Source organism: Priestia sp. YIM B13489 (assembly GCF_042787645.1).
In the GTDB taxonomy this organism is placed as follows: domain Bacteria; phylum Bacillota; class Bacilli; order Bacillales; family Bacillaceae_H; genus Priestia; species Priestia megaterium.
This window is the reverse complement of record NZ_JBHZOQ010000036.1, coordinates 145,276-161,082: the sequence shown is the minus strand read 5'-3', so window position 1 is coordinate 161,082 and position 15,807 is coordinate 145,276. Positions and strand designations below refer to the sequence as shown.

Sequence of the window (15,807 nt, the reverse complement as noted above, 5' to 3'; positions counted from 1 at the left end):
TGACAGAATTAACTTTCCATTAAAGCTAATCAATGTTATGATAAGGAAAGATGAGACTATTGGTGTGTGTATTGATGTTGGAGGTGTATGTTTGTGTCTGAAGCGAGCGCAACTACAGAAATCCTAGTAAGATTACCGAAAAATTTAGTATCGGAGCTCGATCTTATGGTTAAACAAGAAAATGGCAACCGAAGTGATTTTATTCACCAAGCAACAAAATTGTACCTTCGTGAGCGAAAAAAACGCCATATTCGCGAATCAATGAGACGTGGATATATGGAGATGGCAAAGATAAACTTAAATATTGCTTCCGAGGCTTTTCTAGCAGAGTATGAAGCTGATCATACTGTGGATCGTTTAGTAAGCGGGGGGTAATGACTTGGTAGTCAAACGTGGCGACGTTTATTTTGCTGACCTATCTCCTGTTGTTGGCTCAGAACAAGGAGGCGTTCGCCCTGTACTTGTCATTCAAAATGATATAGGCAATCGTTTTAGCCCAACTGTTATTGTAGCTGCGATCACTGCTCAAATTCAAAAGGCAAAGTTACCTACGCATGTTGAAATTGATGCAAAGCGCTATGGATTTGAGCGAGATTCAGTTATTTTACTAGAACAAATTCGTACTATTGATAAACAGAGGCTAACAGACAAGATTACCCATTTAGATGATGAAATGATGGACAGAGTGGATGAAGCCTTGCAAATCAGTGTAGGACTTATCGACTTTTAGAATTATACTTCCATTTATGCTAAGTTGCTCCTTTATGAGCAACTTTTTTAATTTGACTAGGAATAATCAGTAAACGTATATTGTAATAAGAAACGTTTTAAAAATGATAATATATATATAGATATAAATGAGTGTATTGACTCACAAGGAGGACCTCATGAATCAAGATTTATTCAATTATATACAAAATCATAAATCAGAAATTTTTGATCGATGGCTAGTGTTAATGAATGATGTGGAAACAGAGCGCATTAAAAACATTGTATCCGAGCAAGTGTACGTAAATGTAAGCTCTGATTTTGTAAATTTACTTTTGGCAAAAGCATTCCGTGATCAGGAAAATTTTGCAGAGGAACTAGAGGAAGTAGTAGGACGAGTTGTGAGTTTAGGATGGCCTCTTGCTTATTTAACACAGGGTGTACGTAACTTGGGTCACGTAGTGGTCGAAGGGTATGTAAACAGTGAACATGTAAAGGCTGACCAAACTCATTCTGAATTATTCTATCGGTTTGACAAATGGTTAAGCCCTATTTATAACAAAATAGTAGAACAATACTCCAACTCGTGGGAAAATACAGTTATGTTGCAAAAAGTTGCACTTCAAGAATTGTCTGCTCCATTAATACCGGTATTTGATAAAATTACAGTAATGCCGCTTGTAGGAACAATTGACACTGATCGCGCAAAGAAAATTATGGAAAACTTACTGCAAGGTGTCGTAAAGCACCGATCAGAGGTCGTATTAATAGATATTACCGGAGTACCAGTAGTGGATACGATGGTTGCCCATCATATTATTCAAGCTGCTGAAGCCGTACGTTTGGTTGGAGCCAAGTGTTTGTTAGTAGGAATTCGTCCGGAAATTGCTCAGACTATTGTGAACTTAGGTATTAACTTAAACGAAATTATTACGAAAAATTCATTAAAAAAAGGCGTAGAGTTTGCGTTAGAAATGACTGAGCGGAAAATAGTTGATATAGAATCGGAGGAATAAACGTGAGAATACCCATTTTGAAATTGTACGACTATTTATTGGTATCCATTCAATGGGAGCTGGATGATCAAACGGCTATTCAATTCCAAGAAGATTTGCTAAGTAAAATTCATCAAACTGGAGCAAAAGGAGTGGTAATCGATTTAACTTCAATTGATATGATCGATTCATTCATCGCAAAAGTTTTAGGTGACGTGGTTAGCATGTCTAATTTGATGGGGGCTAGAGTAGTATTAACAGGTATCCAGCCTGCAGTAGCTATTACACTTGTTGAGTTAGGGATTGGCCTAAATGATGTTCTTACTGCACTCGATTTAGAAAAAGGTCTTGAGAAACTCCAATCGGAATTGGGGGATTAGTATATGGAATTCCAATCCAGCGTAAAAATCGTAACAGAATGGGACATCGTAGCGGCACGCCAATTAGGTAGAAATGTGTCGAAAGAGCTAGGGTTTGGAACAGTTGACCAAGCTCGTATTACAACCGCCATTTCTGAATTAGCTCGTAATATTTACCTATATGCGGGTAAGGGTCAAATCTATATTGAGAAATTAAATCGTGGAGGAAAAAACGGTCTTCTTGTCGTAGCAACAGATGAAGGGCCAGGTATCCCCGACGTTCGCAAAGTAATGGAAGATGGATACTCAACATCGGGTGGACTAGGAGCTGGGCTTCCTGGGGTAAAACGATTGATGGATGAGTTTGACATCGAAACAAATGTCGGAGAAGGTACTGAGATTAAAGCAGTTAAGTGGCTCCGGTAGGAGGAAATAGATAATGTCTTTTGATAAAGAGATGAGAGATTTATACAAAGATATTTTGGGGAACTATATCCAAACACAAAATGAACAAATTTTGTATCAAGGACAAAAACTAAGTAGAAAATCTTTAGAGAATGAAATATCGCCAGAAGATATTGTGAGCATTCATAAAGAAGTGATTGAAGAAATTTATTCTGATATTCCAGAAAAAGTGCTGCATTCTCTGGACTTTTTACTTGAGGTAATGATTAGCTACGGTCTTGCTCTTCGTGAGCATCAAACATTAAAAAATAAGCAGCGGGAACTTCGTTCTGAAATTGAAGTTGCCGCTAACGTCCAGCAGACGCTGTTGGGGACAAAGGTTCCGGCTAGTTCAACTTTAGAAATTGGTGCGATTAGCGTACCGGCTAAACAGATGAACGGAGATTATTTTCACTTTGTAGAAGAAGAGCACGGCGGGTTAAGTATTGCCATTGCCGATGTGATCGGAAAAGGAATTCCAGCTGCAATGTGTATGTCTATGATCAAGTATGCAATGGACAGCTTACCGGACTCAAGAAAAAATCCAAGTTATGTATTAGAGAACTTGAACAATATTGTAGAGCGAAACGTAGATCCAAGTATGTTTATTACGATGTTCTACGGAAGCTATAATCCCGAGACAAACTTATTTGATTATGCATCTGCAGGGCATGAACCAGGTTTTTATTATGATGCCAAAGCTGATTCATTTGAAGATTTGGAAGCAAAAGGACTCGTGCTAGGAGTCGATCGCCATGTGAAATATCTTCAGTACGAGCAGCAGCTTTCAAAAGGCGATATGATTGTTCTGTTAACAGATGGCGTAACAGAATGCAGAACTGAAGAAGGATTTATTGAAAGATTGGACATCATAAAATTAATTCGAAAATACATGCATTTGTCTCCTCAAGAAATTGTAGAATCTGTATATAAAGAGCTGGAAAAATTACAGCATTTTCAATTGAGGGATGACTTTACATTGATTATTTTGAAGAGTTTAGTTTAAGTATTCTAAATAAGGGTACAGAAAAGATAGCACAAAATTAGAGGGGGTCTACTAATACGATGAATTTAAAAATAGATATACAAAAGGACGGTCAAGCATATCGTATTAAGCTGGCTGGAGAGATTGACGCATATACAGCACCTAAGCTAAAAGAAAAGTTCATGGAAATTACTGAACATACCGAACCAGAAATTATAGTCGATTTAACCGATGTATCATACATGGATAGTACAGGACTAGGTGTATTTATTGCATTGTTAAAAGCCAATAAGAAAAATAACGGCTCTTTGAAATTTGTTGGTGTATCAGAGCGCATCAAGCGCTTATTTGATATTACGGGCCTCACAGACATTTTAAACGTGAATTCACAAGTAGAAGGTGGCGTAAAATGAAACAGCCTTATGACTTTGTTGAGATGAAGATTCCTGCTAAGCCAGACTACGTAGCGATTATTCGACTGACGCTGTCTGGTGTAGCGAACCGGATGGGTTTTTCTTATGATGAAATTGAAGATATGAAAATTGCTGTGAGTGAGGCATGTACAAATGCCGTACAGCATGCTTACAAGAATGAAGAAAATGGTGAAGTGAGAGTAGGTTTTGGTTTATTTGATGACCGTTTAGAAATCATGGTGGTCGATAAAGGTGAAAGCTTTAATTTTGAAGAGCTTAAGGAACATATAGGACCTTATGAAACATCAAAAGAAGTTGAATTTCTTCCTGAAGGTGGACTTGGTTTATATTTAATTGAAACACTAATGGACGAAGTGAAAATGGTCAATTCAAAAGGTGTAACGCTAATGATGACTAAGTATGTGCAAAGAGAGCAGGTGGAGAGTGATGAAAACACAGTCTCAACCTATGAAATTAACTAAAGAACAGGTTCAGGAACGAATTGAGCGCTTTCAAAAAACGCAGGATGAAGAAGCACAAAGTGATCTAGTAGTACATTACAAGAACCTTGTTGAATCTATTGCACGTCGCTATTCAAAAGGCAGAAGCTTACATGAAGATATTGTGCAGGTAGGGATGCTAGGACTGTTAGGAGCTATTAGAAGGTATGATGCTTCATTTGGAAGAAGCTTTGAATCGTTTGCTGTTCCTACAATCATTGGAGAGATTAAGCGATTTTTACGCGATAAAACGTGGAGTGTTCACGTACCGCGCCGCATCAAAGAATTAGGTCCTAAAATTAAAGCAGCTGTCGAAGAGCTAACAACCCGTTTACAGCGATCTCCTCAAGTGAAAGAAATTGCTGATCATATCGGAGTGACAGAGGAAGAAATTTTAGAAACAATGGAGATGGGGCAAAGTTATCAAGCGTTGTCTGTTGATCATTCCATTGAAGCAGACTCTGATGGAAGTACTGTTACAATCCTTGATTTAGTAGGTGAACAAGAGTCGGGTTATGAGAAAACTGATCAGCGCTTAGTGTTAGAAAAGATTCTTCATGTATTAAGCGATAGAGAAAAAGAAGTGATTCGCTATACATTTATTGAAAATCTGAGTCAAAAAGATGCCGGTGAGAAGTTAGGGATTTCTCAAATGCATGTATCTCGACTGCAAAGAAGAGCTCTTGATAAGCTAAGGACTGCAGCTCGCTCAGATTCTAACGATTCGGAGTATATGTCGTGATGACAGTAGACCCTAATACAAAGTTGATTCAAACTCATATATACCAAGAGCCAAAGCAAGGGAACGTATGTTGTGGAGATAGTTACTATGTCAAAGAAACGGATGACTATTTTCTATGTGCAGTGGCAGATGGATTAGGAAGCGGTGAACAAGCTAGAGCCGCTTCTGTAGCTGTTACGGATGTAGCGAAAGCTCATCATCATCTAGATGTGGATGAGATCATTTCTAAGTGTAACAAAGCTACTCGACATACAAGAGGTGCGGCAGTAGCTATTTTGAAAATTGATAAAAAACATAACGAATTTCATTATACAAATGTAGGTAATATCCGCTTTTATCTGTATTCTCCGGAGGGAAAATTAACGTACCCTCTACCAATTCAAGGTTTTTTATCAGGGAAAATTCAAAAGTTCCGCACACAAACCTTCCCATATGACTCCGGTTCTAAATTTTTGATTCATACAGATGGCTTAGAATTAAAAGAGATTAAATCTGTTTTTGCTAACTCGATGAATGTAGATCAATTGTCGACACGGCTACAGGCAGCAATTCGATCTCATAATGACGATATTACGTATATCGCTGGTCATCTTCCAACTGCATAGCCTTTCTTTTTAGCTCACATGTGTTATTGCATGTGAGTTTTGTTACAATAAAGACAAAGTTTCATTTAGCTAGGAGGATAAGCTGTGTCTGTTGCAACGAAATTAGATAATCAAATTGTTCAACGTGTAAGTAAAGAGGTGGAGATTTCACAAAAGCAAGTACAAAACGTAATTGCTTTAGTAGAAGACGGTAATACAGTTCCCTTTATTGCTCGATATAGAAAAGAACAAACTGGTGCTTTGGATGAAGTCCAAATCCGGAATATTTTAGATTCCTGGAACTACTTAATGAATTTAGAGGAGCGTAAAGAGGAAGTTCTTCGATTAATTGAAGAGCAAGGGAAATTAACTGAGGAACTGGCTGCTCAAATTCATCAAGCGAAGAAATTGCAGCAAGTAGAAGATTTATACCGCCCTTTTAAGCAAAAACGACGTACAAAAGCAACTGTAGCAAAAGAAAAAGGTCTTGAACCATTAGCACAGTGGTTACTAAGTTTTCCACGTTCCGACGTGAAGAACGAAGCGAAAACATACATAAATGAAGAAGCGGGAGTTCAATCTTCTGAAGAAGCTATTCAGGGAGCCCTAGACATTGTAGCGGAACAAATTTCTGACGAAGCATCTTACCGTCAATGGATTCGTACGACTACTGTAAAAGATGGCATAATTGTTACTTCAGTCAAAGATCCCGAAAAAGATGAAAAAAATATCTATGAAATGTACTATGAATATACAGAAGCGGTAAAGCGAATCGTTCCTCATCGTATCTTAGCCATGAATAGAGGAGAAAAAGACGGTATTTTAAAAGTGAGTATTGATGCGCCTACAGATCGTATTCTTTCATATTTACATAAACAAGTAATCAAAAAAAGGGATTCTTCAGCTCAAAGTTATATCATCTCAGCTATAGAAGATGCTTATAAACGCTTAATAGAACCATCTATTGAACGCGAAATCCGTAAAGAGCTATCAGAAAAAGCCGAAGAAAGAGCCATTCACATCTTTTCTGAAAACTTACGGAAACTTCTTCTCCAGCCTCCATTGAAAGGGAAAGTGGTATTAGGAGTAGATCCAGCTTTTCGAACAGGCTGCAAATTAGCTGTAGTAGATGAAACAGGCAAGGTATTAAAAATTGATGTTATTTATCCACATCCTCCTGTGAGAAAAGCAGCTGAAGCGCAAAATAAATTAAAGAAAATGTTCGCTGAATACCCTATTGAAGTAGTAGCCATTGGAAACGGAACGGCATCTCGCGAAACGGAGCAATTTGTAGCGGATGTTCTTAAAGAAATTGAAAACCCAGTTTATTATTTGATTGTGAATGAAGCGGGAGCAAGCGTATATTCGGCTTCTGATGTTGCTAGAGAGGAATTTCCTGATTTTCAAGTAGAAGAGCGAAGCGCTGTATCGATTGCCAGAAGGCTGCAAGATCCGCTGGCTGAACTTGTGAAAATCGATCCTAAGTCGGTAGGAGTAGGGCAGTATCAGCATGATGTGTCTCAAAAGCAATTAAATGATTCACTGACTTTTATTGTAGAGACAGTAGTAAATCAGGTAGGAGTAAATGCAAACACGGCTTCTGCTTCGCTTCTACAATACGTTGCTGGTCTAAATAAGACAGTTGCTCAAAACATTGTAAAATATCGGGATGAAAACGGAAAATTCTCTAACCGAAAACAGCTGAAGAAAATTCCGCGTTTAGGTGCTAAAACGTATGAGCAGTGTATTGGGTTTTTACGTATTATAGAAGGTGAAGAACCTTTAGACAGAACGGGTATCCATCCTGAAACATATGGAGACGTTAAAAAGCTTTTAAAGAAAGCTGAAGTGAAAGAGACTGAGCTTGGAACGGAGAAAGTAAAAGAAGCATTAAAACATATTTCTTTACCCGAAATATCAGAAGAACTAAGTATAGGGGAGCTTACTTTAAAAGACATTATAGAAGCGCTCGTAAGACCGGAAAGAGATCCTCGTGATGAACTGCCAAAACCTTTGCTCCGTCAGGATATTTTGAAGCTAGAGGATCTTGCCAAAGGTATTCAGCTTGAAGGTACTGTGCGAAACGTCGTAGACTTCGGAGCGTTCATCGATATAGGAGTTAAGCAAGACGGTCTAGTCCATATTTCTAAATTAACGAATCGGTACGTTAAGCACCCCCTCGATGTCGTTTCAGTAGGAGATTTGGTGAATGTGTGGGTAGAAGACGTAGATATGAAAAAAGGAAGAGTCGCATTGACGATGATTCCGCCCCATCAATAATAAAATTGCCTTTTCAGATTTTCTGAAAAGGCAATTTTATTTTTAAAAAGAAGTGATTAAGAAGCGGAGTTATTTTTTTGATAAAAAAACCAACATTGATTGAGCAATTTTATTTGTGCACGGTCTTTTTCAGAATAAGCGCGCCTCATTTGTTTTTGTAGCCACATTGGCATAAGGACAATCACTCCTTTTCATTTATGATAAGGTAAATAGTGAGTATGTAATGAAGTGTATGCCCAAAGAGCTAGTCAGGTGATTTCATACAGTAGAGGAGTATATAAGATGAATGATAAGGATTTACAAATACTTGTAGAAGAAATTTCATTGAAGCTGTTTCACAAACCATTTCGTCATGAAGCCACTTTTAATTCTCGTTTACGTACGACAGGTGGAAGGTATTTATTACGTACATCTAATATAGAAGTAAACTACAAATACTTTGAACAATATGGCACACAAGAAATAGTAGCAATCATTAAACATGAGCTCTGTCACTATCATTTACATATTGAGGGGAAAGGGTATAAGCATGGAGATCAAGACTTTAAAAGCCTAATGAAAGAAGTAGGGGCCCCCCGATTTTGTCAGGCATTGAAAAAAGAAAGTGATGGAAGGAAAAAAGAGCACATATATGTATGTATGCAGTGCGAGCAAAAATATGTTCGAAAAAGAAAAGTGAACACGGTTAAATATGTTTGTGGGAAGTGTAAAGGTAAATTAAAAAAAATGTAGAAGATGCTTGACTAAAATAGATTGATTATGATAAATTAATAAAGCCGTCTCAAATAAACGGCAAATAAATTACAAAAACTTATTGACATTACATATAATGTCGATTACAATGTAAGAAGTCTGATAAANTCTCAATATCAAAAAAAAAAAGGACATAGATTTTTATTAACAGGTTCTTTTTTGAGGTGCAAAATTTAATTTCATAATGCATTTTTAGCATGAAGTCACACATGAATTTACGTTTTTTATTTGCTTGGTATTACTTCTATATTTGCTATTCCCCCTCAAATTCAAGCAGGAATTCGCATAAAACTTCTCCACTATGGAATAATTATTTGAATTTAACCATGAATTATTTAGTGAGTTTTAAGGATATTATTTATTTTAAGTAGGTTCTGATATCTTTCGTTGTTGATTTTGGAAGCTTTGTTGAAAAATTTGTAAATTCAGCCTTCTAAAGTAAGAACATTTCTTTGTAGTGAGAAATGCTTTTTATTTTGTTTAAAATTAAAAGGATATTTCAATAACAACAATAATATAATAAAAAACGATAATATTTTATTGTAAAACGATAAATCGTGTGTTAAATTCATATTATTATTAAATAAGTGAGGTGTTTTTTATGAATGTTAAACGAGATTCTACCACTTTCTTAAAGGTAATAATTTTTCTGATTGGAATTGCAGTGCTTGCCGCATGCATATTGTTGTTGCCTGACGCAGCCAGAAGAGATGCTGTAGAGCGTCCTGGTGATTATTCGTTATATCCACTGTTGGTATGTACATATGGAATATGTATTACATTTTCTTTGGCGTGTTATCAAGCTGTTAAACTTTTAACCTATATCGAGAAGAATAACGCTTTCTCTGAGTTATCTCTTCAATCTTTAAAGGTAATAAAAAAATGCACTTTTACTGTCATTTTGTTTATTTTGTTAGCAATAGTTTATTTAAGGGTGCATGCTCAATTCACAGGTGATGATGCAGCAGGTCCAATATCTCTAGGTCTAATGAGTATCTTGGCAACAAGTATCATCGCAGCCATTGTGGACGTGTTTCAAAAACCTATAAAGAATCTCCTGGATTCACACAAAAAAAACAATTAATATTTCGAAATATAGAAGAGGTGTTTTTTATGAAGATAGCAACCACATTATTTTTAAAGATAGCAGTTATTCTCATTGGAATTTTGGTTCTTACTTTGTGCATATTTCTAGTTCCTGAACTGGCAGATGCGGTAGCGGAGTTCTTAGGTATTCATTCCATAAAATATATCATTTTCATCCTTTTATATGGAGGAACATTACCTTTTTACTTGGCCCTTTATCAAGCTGTTAAACTGTTGAGTTATATTGACAAGAACATTGCTTTCTCCGAATTGTCTGTTCGAATTTTAATGAGCATCAAATACTGCGCCATTTCCATCTGTAGTTTGCATGTCTTAGGTTTGCCCGTCTATTATCTCGTGGCAGATAAAGATGATGCCCCAGGTCTCATATTTGTTGGAATGGTCATTCCTTTTGCTTCGTTGGTTATCGCAGTTTTTGCTGCTGTTCTCCAAAGGCTTTTGCAAGAAGCGATTAACATAAAATCAGAAAATGATTTAACGGTCTGAGGTGGAGGATATGGCAATTATTATTAATATTGATGTGATGTTAGCAAAACGAAAAATGAGCGTAACGGAGCTTTCAGAGAGGGTTGGAATTACTATGGCGAATCTCTCCATCCTGAAAAATGGGAAAGCAAAAGCGGTTCGTTTTTCAACATTAGAAGCGATATGTAAGACTTTGGATTGTCAGCCAGGTGATATTTTGGAGTACAAAAGTGACGAAGACAATCAATAATAAAAGACATCAAATTTCTTCAACCATGATGATGAGGTAGTGAAATTAAAATGAAGGGGCAGCTTAATTGCTGTCCCTTCTCTGCTTTTATTGATTTATTTAATTAGAGCACTCGATTGAGAATTATATTAATATTGGTAACAAAAAGTGTGATGCAATTTGAAATATTTGCACTTCAAAAGGGAACACATTAGATTTTTCTACGTCCTCTTATTCATTTGGTACATAATCTAAAATGTCCCTTGGTTTAAAATCTAACACATAACTCATTCCAAATATTCTTCTGCTAGGGTTCGATTTAAATAACGAGCCATCCCGGTTTTCATTTTCCGAAATCCTGCTTTTCTATAAAACTCTTCATTACCTGCTGTAGAAACAAGATGAACGCAGGAAATATCGTCAAGCTGAGCAAGTAAGTTTTTTATAACTTTCTGTCCAATGCCTTTGTTTTGATACTGCTCGTCAACCACAACATCATAAATGGCAGCATTAAACACACCGTCTGAAAGAGCTCTCCCAAACCCTGCTATATTATCTTCATCATAAGCGATAGCTACTACGTTGCTTGATTGAAATACTTTTTTAATTTTTTCTTCATTATGGTTCGTCCATCCTACCGAGTGATAAATTTCTTTCATTCTCGACCACTCAACATTTTCTATAGAATTTGAAAGGGAAATCTTCATGGAACCTCCTCCTTTTATTTTTATATAAACTATTTCTTTTTTCAAAAACAAAAGTCCTTGGCAGATTATTACGAGTATGTGTATACGATAAAAAGTATCATACATGTTAGTAATGATTTATAAACGTCAACTGCTATATTCAAACGCAAAAAAGGTACAAATCGTCTACGATTTGTACCTACAATACCTACGTTCATTTACTTAATAATCATAACCGGACAGTGTACTCGTTTAGCTACTTTATGACTGACGCTGCCTAGCACCATTTCTTGAAGAGAATTTAAGCCGCGGCTTCCTATTACAACAAGATTAAAGTTGTTTTTATTGGCGTAGTCTACAATGGTTGGCCCAGGATCGCCGCGTTCTATTTTAAGCTGATACGCTATCTGCTTCTTTTCAAAGCAGCTCTTTATTTCTTCGAGCGCTTGCTGTCTTTTTTGTTTCAGCTCTCCATGTAAAATCTCGGTTTTCGCTTTTAATAAGTCAATAACCGAAATAATTTCTACTTGTGATTGCGGTATGAAAGAAGCAACTTGTATCGCATGCTCCGCGGCTCTTTTTGAATGTTCCGACCCATCTACAGCTAACAAGATTTTTTGATACATTCATTGTCCCCCTATCAATGAGCTGATGCTCTTGCGCTCGGCTTATTGTAAGTCGCTAACCTTTGAAGCAACTCTTCACTTACATCATTTAAACCTGTCAGCTTCACCTCAGCAGACGTTTGTTCTTTTAGCTTCAGTACGATTTTGTCGATAGCCGCTACGGCTGAGTCATCCCAAATATGCGCTTCTGAAAAATCAATTAAAATTTGATCTTGTTTTTCTGTAAACGCAAATGAGTTTACAAAGTCTTCTACAGAGGCAAAGAACAGCTGACCTTTTACTTTGTAAACCGTTCGGTGCTCCGATTCTTTTGCTGACACGTCTAGCTTTGAAATTTTAGCCGCAAAGAAAACTGCGCTTAAAATAACACCCGCAATAACTCCTTTTGATAAATCATGGGTTGCTACAACGGTAATCACGGTCACAAGCATCACGACTGTATCTGTTAAAGGGACTTTGGTTAGTGTACGAAGTGAAGACCAGTCAAATGTTCCGATTGATACCATAATCATGACCCCGGCTAGTGCAGCCATTGGAATTTTGACAACCCAGTCGCCGAGCACCAAAATGAGAAACATTAGAAATAGACCCGCTACAAACGTTGATAAACGACCGCGTCCTCCTGATTTTACATTAATAACGGTTTGACCAATCATCGCACAGCCGGCCATACCGCCAAAGAACCCAACGACGATATTCGCAATTCCTTGCCCTCTGCTTTCTTGATTTTTATTACTAGACGTATCTGTCATATCATCCACAATCGATGCTGTTAGCAGCGATTCTGTTAATCCAACAATAGACAGCCCTAGCGCTGTTGGAAAGATGATGGACAATGTTTCCATATTCCAAGGAACGTTAGGAATAGAAAAGATCGGCAGCGATTTTGTAATCTCTCCCAAGTCTCCTACTGTACGCAAATTGAATCCTCCGAAAATAGCTGCAATTGTCATAACGACAATCGCTACTAATGGAGAAGGCACCGCTTTTGTAAATCGGGGTAATACGTAAATAATGACAAGTGTTAGCGCAACAAACACATACGTCATTGTTGAAATTCCTACAAAGTGCGGAACTTGTGCCATAAAAATTAAAATAGCTAATGCGTTCACAAACCCAACCATCACGGAGCGAGGAATAAATTTCATAAAGCGAGCAATTTTAAAAATGCCAAACAGGAGTTGAATCACACCCGTTAAAATAGTCGTTGCCCATAAATACTCCATTCCATGTTCTTTTACTAGCGTCACCATCAGCAGAGCCATCGCACCGGTAGCTGCTGAAATCATGGCAGGACGCCCTCCTACAAAGGCCATCACAACTGCGATACAAAAAGATGCGTGTAAACCTACCATCGGATCTACTCCTGCAATAATGGAAAAAGCAATGGCTTCTGGAATGAGGGCAAGCGCTACGACAATACCTGAAAGGATATCTCCTTTTACGTTGCCAAACCACTCCATTTTTAATTTATTGAACATGATAACCAAAAACACCTTTCTTTCTATACTAAAAAGCATTTATAACAACTTTTCTAGCTTTCGAATAGCGGAAATGATAAAATAAAGAACCAAAATAGAACGTTTATGGTACTTAGGATATATAAAAATGCGTAAAGGCGGTTTGTTTATTTCTATTATGTTCCGCTTTACTGAAAAGTTGCATTCATATACAGTTCCACTACGTTTTTAACTAGAACATGATTAAGAAGAAATCAGCGCCTCTATTTTTTCCTCATTTAATCCAAACGCTTCTTTCACTTTATTCTCTAAGTCCTCTGTAATTCTTCTCTTCCCAACTTCCACTAACGCAATGAGTGAAAAGCTGCAGTTTACCATTTTAGCAAAATTTCGCTGATTTAAATTGTAGCTTATTCGAATCAGTTTAATGGTCTCTTTATCCATATTACACCTCGCTTTTCTTTTATAAGTGGCTTCCAACTCTCATAGAAGCCGAGACGTTGTTAACAACTAAAACTCTAGCAGACCTAATTCAAAATGTCTATCATTTTTTGTACCAAAAACGATCTTTTTCGGAACTACGCTCCTTTCTATACTGAAAAGAAATGTTATGGGTGGAAGGAATTTGGTACAATAGGTAAATATAAATAAACAATCCGTGCAGGAGATGGTGTAGTGATTATTGGTTATACCCGTCCATACAGCGAAGATGAAAATGTGGACAAACAGTTACAGGCATTGCAGCCTTTTAATTGCGATAAAATTTATCAAGAAAAAACAAACTCCATAAAGAAAAGAGTAGAATTTGATGAGATGGTAGCCTCGCTTCAGCCGGGCGATACAGTCGTTGTGTATAAATTTTACTGTATTGCAGACTCTACTCGGCACCTCATTGAATTAATTGAATATCTTTTTGACAATGGCGTTCACTTTGTATCCATTTTGGATGACGTTGATACGTCCACGCCACAAGGAAAAACCTTTTTCAGTACCATTAAACGTATTGGAGAATTTCAGCATGACGTCATCAGCGAGCGCACAAAAGCCGGTCTTCAAGAAGCAAAATCAAAAGGAAAAAGCGGCGGCCGTCCAAAAAAGCCTGACTATAACGTCCATCGAGCGCTTGACATGTACTGGAGTAAAAACTATACAATTGCTCAAATTACAGAAGCTACAGGTATAAGCAAGACGACTTTATACCGTTACTTAGATAACTGAAGCAGTAAAAACACATGCAAAAAAGACGGTCTTTTATCGGATAAAAGGCCGTCTTTTTTAGTGACTGTATCACTGAAGGTATTTAGGGTTTGGTTTAGAACCGTGATCAATTTCTTCAAATATATCTGAAGAAGGGTTAGACGACACTTTGTTATGTAAAGTTTGGGCAGGGACGCTGGTTTGAGAAAAGGATGGCATATATAATTCCATTAACTGTTTAAAATCACCTACAGTCAATGGTTTTGCATCTTCTTGAAGTTCGTACCCTAGCTGTCCATTTGGTTCAATTGTTGCGGTTTTAACATCTTTTATAGTTGATATGCCTGCATTTCGTAATCTCATTTCTAATTGATCGGCGGTTAAACGTAATTTTTTAAGCTGCTTAGTATCTAATTGACCATTATTTATAACGATTTTAGACTTACCTGTCAGAAATTTTTCAAACCCATTAAATTTTAATTGTAAATACTCTAAAACTAAAATAGCAAGAACAAAGATAGCTGCCCCGCCAATCGCTTTTAACATACTTTTTTCAACAATGGGTTGCACGATGATGGTACCTAGAGAAAGCATAACGACCGTTTGAGCGAGCGTCATTTGAGCAATCGATTTTCTCCCCGCTATTCTTAGTAATAATATTCCCGATAAAATTAAGATTGCAGATTGCCAGATAAAATTCATAATATCATCCTTTTTACTACAGTTTGCTTTTAGAGTAGGCAACTGAAAGCAAATTATTCATGTATTAAAAATTTCGTTTCCACTTCTCATATCTTAATAAGTTTAAAAAACAAAAAGATACCGTTGAGGTATCTTTTTGTTTTGATATTTTTTCTCTGAGTGACATTTACACCGATTGATCAATACAGCGGATTAACCTTGCTTCAATATCTTTTGCCAGTCGTTGAAGCTCTTCATTATGAAGCATATTAATCATCGCCGTAGGCCTAGGCATGCCAATCTTCGTTTCACTTCCATCTTGATATACAACCATTTTACAAGGCAGAAAGTATCCTACTAAGAGATTTTGCGATAGAACTCGCTGAGCTTCTTTCGGATTGCACACTTCTAATACTGTAAACGGTGTATGAAAGTCCTGCCCTTTTTCCTGTAGCTTTGCAGTTAAATCGAAATTCCACAACACACCGAACCCTTCGCTTTTTAAGTTTTCTTCTAGAGAACTAATCGCTTCTTCTAAGCTTTTCGGTGTTTTCACCGTGTAATCAAACATCAAATCTCCTCCTGTTAAATTA

At 37.0% G+C, this 15,807-nt stretch carries 23 protein-coding genes; 16 read left to right on the top strand and 7 right to left on the bottom strand.

From position 1 onward, the window contains the following. Positions 1-93: 93 nt before the first annotated feature. The 11 genes from ACFX4W_RS02725 (at position 94) to ACFX4W_RS02675 (ending at position 8,010) form a co-directional block, all read left to right on the top strand. Positions 94-375, top strand: coding sequence for a CopG family ribbon-helix-helix protein (locus ACFX4W_RS02725; RefSeq protein WP_013055003.1), 282 nt, complete (start codon positions 94-96; stop codon positions 373-375). A 4-nt stretch (positions 376-379) separates the two neighbouring features. Next, a complete protein-coding gene (ndoA, locus tag ACFX4W_RS02720; protein WP_013055004.1) occupies positions 380-730 on the top strand; it encodes a type II toxin-antitoxin system endoribonuclease NdoA in 351 nt (116 codons plus the stop codon). A 157-nt stretch (positions 731-887) separates the two neighbouring features. Next, complete coding sequence (locus ACFX4W_RS02715) at positions 888-1,724, top strand: RsbT co-antagonist protein RsbRA (protein ID WP_013055005.1); 837 nt, start codon at positions 888-890, stop codon at positions 1,722-1,724. Positions 1,725-1,726: 2 nt separating this feature from the next. Continuing rightward, positions 1,727-2,083 (top strand): STAS domain-containing protein, encoded by a 357-nt coding sequence (locus ACFX4W_RS02710; RefSeq protein WP_013055006.1) that lies wholly within the window; start codon positions 1,727-1,729, stop codon positions 2,081-2,083. Between the two features lie 3 nt (positions 2,084-2,086). After that, a complete protein-coding gene (locus tag ACFX4W_RS02705) occupies positions 2,087-2,488 on the top strand; it encodes an anti-sigma regulatory factor (protein ID WP_013055007.1) in 402 nt (133 codons plus the stop codon). Between the two features lie 13 nt (positions 2,489-2,501). Beyond that, positions 2,502-3,512, top strand: a complete 1,011-nt coding sequence (locus ACFX4W_RS02700) for a PP2C family protein-serine/threonine phosphatase (RefSeq protein ID WP_013055008.1) — start codon at positions 2,502-2,504, stop codon at positions 3,510-3,512. A 59-nt stretch (positions 3,513-3,571) separates the two neighbouring features. Continuing rightward, on the top strand, positions 3,572-3,904 hold the full coding sequence (locus ACFX4W_RS02695; RefSeq protein ID WP_013055009.1) for an anti-sigma factor antagonist: 333 nt from the start codon (positions 3,572-3,574) through the stop codon (positions 3,902-3,904). Beyond that, entirely contained in the window at positions 3,901-4,386 is a 486-nt protein-coding gene (rsbW, locus tag ACFX4W_RS02690; protein ID WP_013055010.1) for an anti-sigma B factor RsbW, read from the top strand. Before ACFX4W_RS02695 ends, rsbW begins: the two co-directional genes overlap by 4 nt. Beyond that, positions 4,352-5,146 carry an RNA polymerase sigma factor SigB gene (sigB, locus tag ACFX4W_RS02685; RefSeq protein WP_013055011.1) on the top strand — a complete coding sequence of 265 codons (795 nt, stop codon included), beginning with the start codon at positions 4,352-4,354 and terminating at the stop codon, positions 5,144-5,146. Before rsbW ends, sigB begins: the two co-directional genes overlap by 35 nt. Further along, on the top strand, positions 5,146-5,751 hold the full coding sequence (locus tag ACFX4W_RS02680) for a PP2C family serine/threonine-protein phosphatase (protein ID WP_013081423.1): 606 nt from the start codon (positions 5,146-5,148) through the stop codon (positions 5,749-5,751). The genes sigB and ACFX4W_RS02680 overlap by 1 nt, the downstream gene beginning before the upstream one ends. 84 nt (positions 5,752-5,835) lie before the next feature. Further along, positions 5,836-8,010, top strand: a complete 2,175-nt coding sequence (locus ACFX4W_RS02675; protein WP_043977829.1) for a Tex family protein — start codon at positions 5,836-5,838, stop codon at positions 8,008-8,010. A gap of 56 nt (positions 8,011-8,066) precedes the next feature. On the opposite strand, the gene cmpA is transcribed toward ACFX4W_RS02675, so the two are convergent. Then, complete coding sequence (gene cmpA, locus ACFX4W_RS02670; RefSeq protein ID WP_013055014.1) at positions 8,067-8,183, bottom strand: cortex morphogenetic protein CmpA; 117 nt, start codon at positions 8,181-8,183, stop codon at positions 8,067-8,069. A gap of 109 nt (positions 8,184-8,292) precedes the next feature. On the opposite strand from cmpA, the gene ACFX4W_RS02665 reads away from it, so the two are divergent. The 4 genes from ACFX4W_RS02665 to ACFX4W_RS02650 all read left to right on the top strand — a co-directional run bounded on the left by ACFX4W_RS02665 (position 8,293) and on the right by ACFX4W_RS02650 (position 10,585). After that, the gene (locus tag ACFX4W_RS02665; protein ID WP_280560708.1) at positions 8,293-8,742 is read left to right on the top strand and encodes a SprT family protein; all 450 of its coding nucleotides are present in this window, start codon (positions 8,293-8,295) and stop codon (positions 8,740-8,742) included. Between the two features lie 622 nt (positions 8,743-9,364). Then, on the top strand, positions 9,365-9,847 hold the full coding sequence (locus ACFX4W_RS02660; protein ID WP_043981229.1) for a DUF2975 domain-containing protein: 483 nt from the start codon (positions 9,365-9,367) through the stop codon (positions 9,845-9,847). 29 nt (positions 9,848-9,876) lie between these two features. Then, positions 9,877-10,356: a DUF2975 domain-containing protein gene (locus ACFX4W_RS02655; protein WP_043981227.1), complete on the top strand. Its 480-nt coding sequence runs from the start codon at positions 9,877-9,879 to the stop codon at positions 10,354-10,356. 10 nt (positions 10,357-10,366) lie between these two features. Further along, the gene (locus ACFX4W_RS02650) at positions 10,367-10,585 is read left to right on the top strand and encodes a helix-turn-helix domain-containing protein (protein WP_013058154.1); all 219 of its coding nucleotides are present in this window, start codon (positions 10,367-10,369) and stop codon (positions 10,583-10,585) included. A gap of 266 nt (positions 10,586-10,851) precedes the next feature. On the opposite strand, the gene ACFX4W_RS02645 is transcribed toward ACFX4W_RS02650, so the two are convergent. The 4 genes from ACFX4W_RS02645 to ACFX4W_RS02630 form a co-directional block, all read right to left on the bottom strand. Beyond that, entirely contained in the window at positions 10,852-11,271 is a 420-nt protein-coding gene (locus ACFX4W_RS02645) for a GNAT family N-acetyltransferase (protein WP_043981225.1), read from the bottom strand. A 197-nt stretch (positions 11,272-11,468) separates the two neighbouring features. Next, positions 11,469-11,876 (bottom strand): universal stress protein, encoded by a 408-nt coding sequence (locus ACFX4W_RS02640; protein WP_237074322.1) that lies wholly within the window; start codon positions 11,874-11,876, stop codon positions 11,469-11,471. 14 nt (positions 11,877-11,890) lie between these two features. Beyond that, positions 11,891-13,357, bottom strand: coding sequence for a SulP family inorganic anion transporter (locus ACFX4W_RS02635; RefSeq protein ID WP_043981220.1), 1,467 nt, complete (start codon positions 13,355-13,357; stop codon positions 11,891-11,893). A 222-nt stretch (positions 13,358-13,579) separates the two neighbouring features. After that, positions 13,580-13,780 (bottom strand): helix-turn-helix domain-containing protein, encoded by a 201-nt coding sequence (locus ACFX4W_RS02630; RefSeq protein ID WP_043981218.1) that lies wholly within the window; start codon positions 13,778-13,780, stop codon positions 13,580-13,582. A 231-nt stretch (positions 13,781-14,011) separates the two neighbouring features. On the opposite strand from ACFX4W_RS02630, the gene ACFX4W_RS02625 reads away from it, so the two are divergent. Next, complete coding sequence (locus ACFX4W_RS02625; RefSeq protein ID WP_097822914.1) at positions 14,012-14,554, top strand: recombinase family protein; 543 nt, start codon at positions 14,012-14,014, stop codon at positions 14,552-14,554. Between the two features lie 69 nt (positions 14,555-14,623). On the opposite strand, the gene ACFX4W_RS02620 is transcribed toward ACFX4W_RS02625, so the two are convergent. Both ACFX4W_RS02620 and ACFX4W_RS02615 read right to left on the bottom strand, forming a co-directional pair. Then, a complete protein-coding gene (locus ACFX4W_RS02620; RefSeq protein ID WP_280560027.1) occupies positions 14,624-15,235 on the bottom strand; it encodes a DUF421 domain-containing protein in 612 nt (203 codons plus the stop codon). A gap of 166 nt (positions 15,236-15,401) precedes the next feature. Further along, complete coding sequence (locus ACFX4W_RS02615) at positions 15,402-15,785, bottom strand: DUF302 domain-containing protein (protein WP_165574871.1); 384 nt, start codon at positions 15,783-15,785, stop codon at positions 15,402-15,404. Positions 15,786-15,807 lie beyond the last annotated feature (22 nt).

What these genes read in the sequence shown, in the direction of transcription:
- ACFX4W_RS02715 (WP_013055005.1), top strand. Translation starts at nt 888, where the DNA reads ATGAATCAAGATTTATTCAATTATATACAAAATCATAAATCAGAAATT.
- ACFX4W_RS02705 (WP_013055007.1), top strand. Translation starts at nt 2,087, where the DNA reads ATGGAATTCCAATCCAGCGTAAAAATCGTAACAGAATGGGACATCGTA.
- ACFX4W_RS02700 (WP_013055008.1), top strand. Translation starts at nt 2,502, where the DNA reads ATGTCTTTTGATAAAGAGATGAGAGATTTATACAAAGATATTTTGGGG.
- ACFX4W_RS02695 (WP_013055009.1), top strand. Translation starts at nt 3,572, where the DNA reads ATGAATTTAAAAATAGATATACAAAAGGACGGTCAAGCATATCGTATT.
- rsbW (WP_013055010.1), top strand. Translation starts at nt 3,901, where the DNA reads ATGAAACAGCCTTATGACTTTGTTGAGATGAAGATTCCTGCTAAGCCA.
- sigB (WP_013055011.1), top strand. Translation starts at nt 4,352, where the DNA reads ATGAAAACACAGTCTCAACCTATGAAATTAACTAAAGAACAGGTTCAG.
- ACFX4W_RS02680 (WP_013081423.1), top strand. Translation starts at nt 5,146, where the DNA reads ATGACAGTAGACCCTAATACAAAGTTGATTCAAACTCATATATACCAA.
- cmpA (WP_013055014.1), bottom strand. Translation starts at nt 8,183, where the DNA reads ATGCCAATGTGGCTACAAAAACAAATGAGGCGCGCTTATTCTGAAAAA.
- ACFX4W_RS02665 (WP_280560708.1), top strand. Translation starts at nt 8,293, where the DNA reads ATGAATGATAAGGATTTACAAATACTTGTAGAAGAAATTTCATTGAAG.
- ACFX4W_RS02660 (WP_043981229.1), top strand. Translation starts at nt 9,365, where the DNA reads ATGAATGTTAAACGAGATTCTACCACTTTCTTAAAGGTAATAATTTTT.
- ACFX4W_RS02655 (WP_043981227.1), top strand. Translation starts at nt 9,877, where the DNA reads ATGAAGATAGCAACCACATTATTTTTAAAGATAGCAGTTATTCTCATT.
- ACFX4W_RS02650 (WP_013058154.1), top strand. Translation starts at nt 10,367, where the DNA reads ATGGCAATTATTATTAATATTGATGTGATGTTAGCAAAACGAAAAATG.
- ACFX4W_RS02645 (WP_043981225.1), bottom strand. Translation starts at nt 11,271, where the DNA reads ATGAAGATTTCCCTTTCAAATTCTATAGAAAATGTTGAGTGGTCGAGA.
- ACFX4W_RS02640 (WP_237074322.1), bottom strand. Translation starts at nt 11,876, where the DNA reads ATGTATCAAAAAATCTTGTTAGCTGTAGATGGGTCGGAACATTCAAAA.
- ACFX4W_RS02635 (WP_043981220.1), bottom strand. Translation starts at nt 13,357, where the DNA reads ATGTTCAATAAATTAAAAATGGAGTGGTTTGGCAACGTAAAAGGAGAT.
- ACFX4W_RS02630 (WP_043981218.1), bottom strand. Translation starts at nt 13,780, where the DNA reads ATGGATAAAGAGACCATTAAACTGATTCGAATAAGCTACAATTTAAAT.
- ACFX4W_RS02620 (WP_280560027.1), bottom strand. Translation starts at nt 15,235, where the DNA reads ATGAATTTTATCTGGCAATCTGCAATCTTAATTTTATCGGGAATATTA.
- ACFX4W_RS02615 (WP_165574871.1), bottom strand. Translation starts at nt 15,785, where the DNA reads ATGTTTGATTACACGGTGAAAACACCGAAAAGCTTAGAAGAAGCGATT.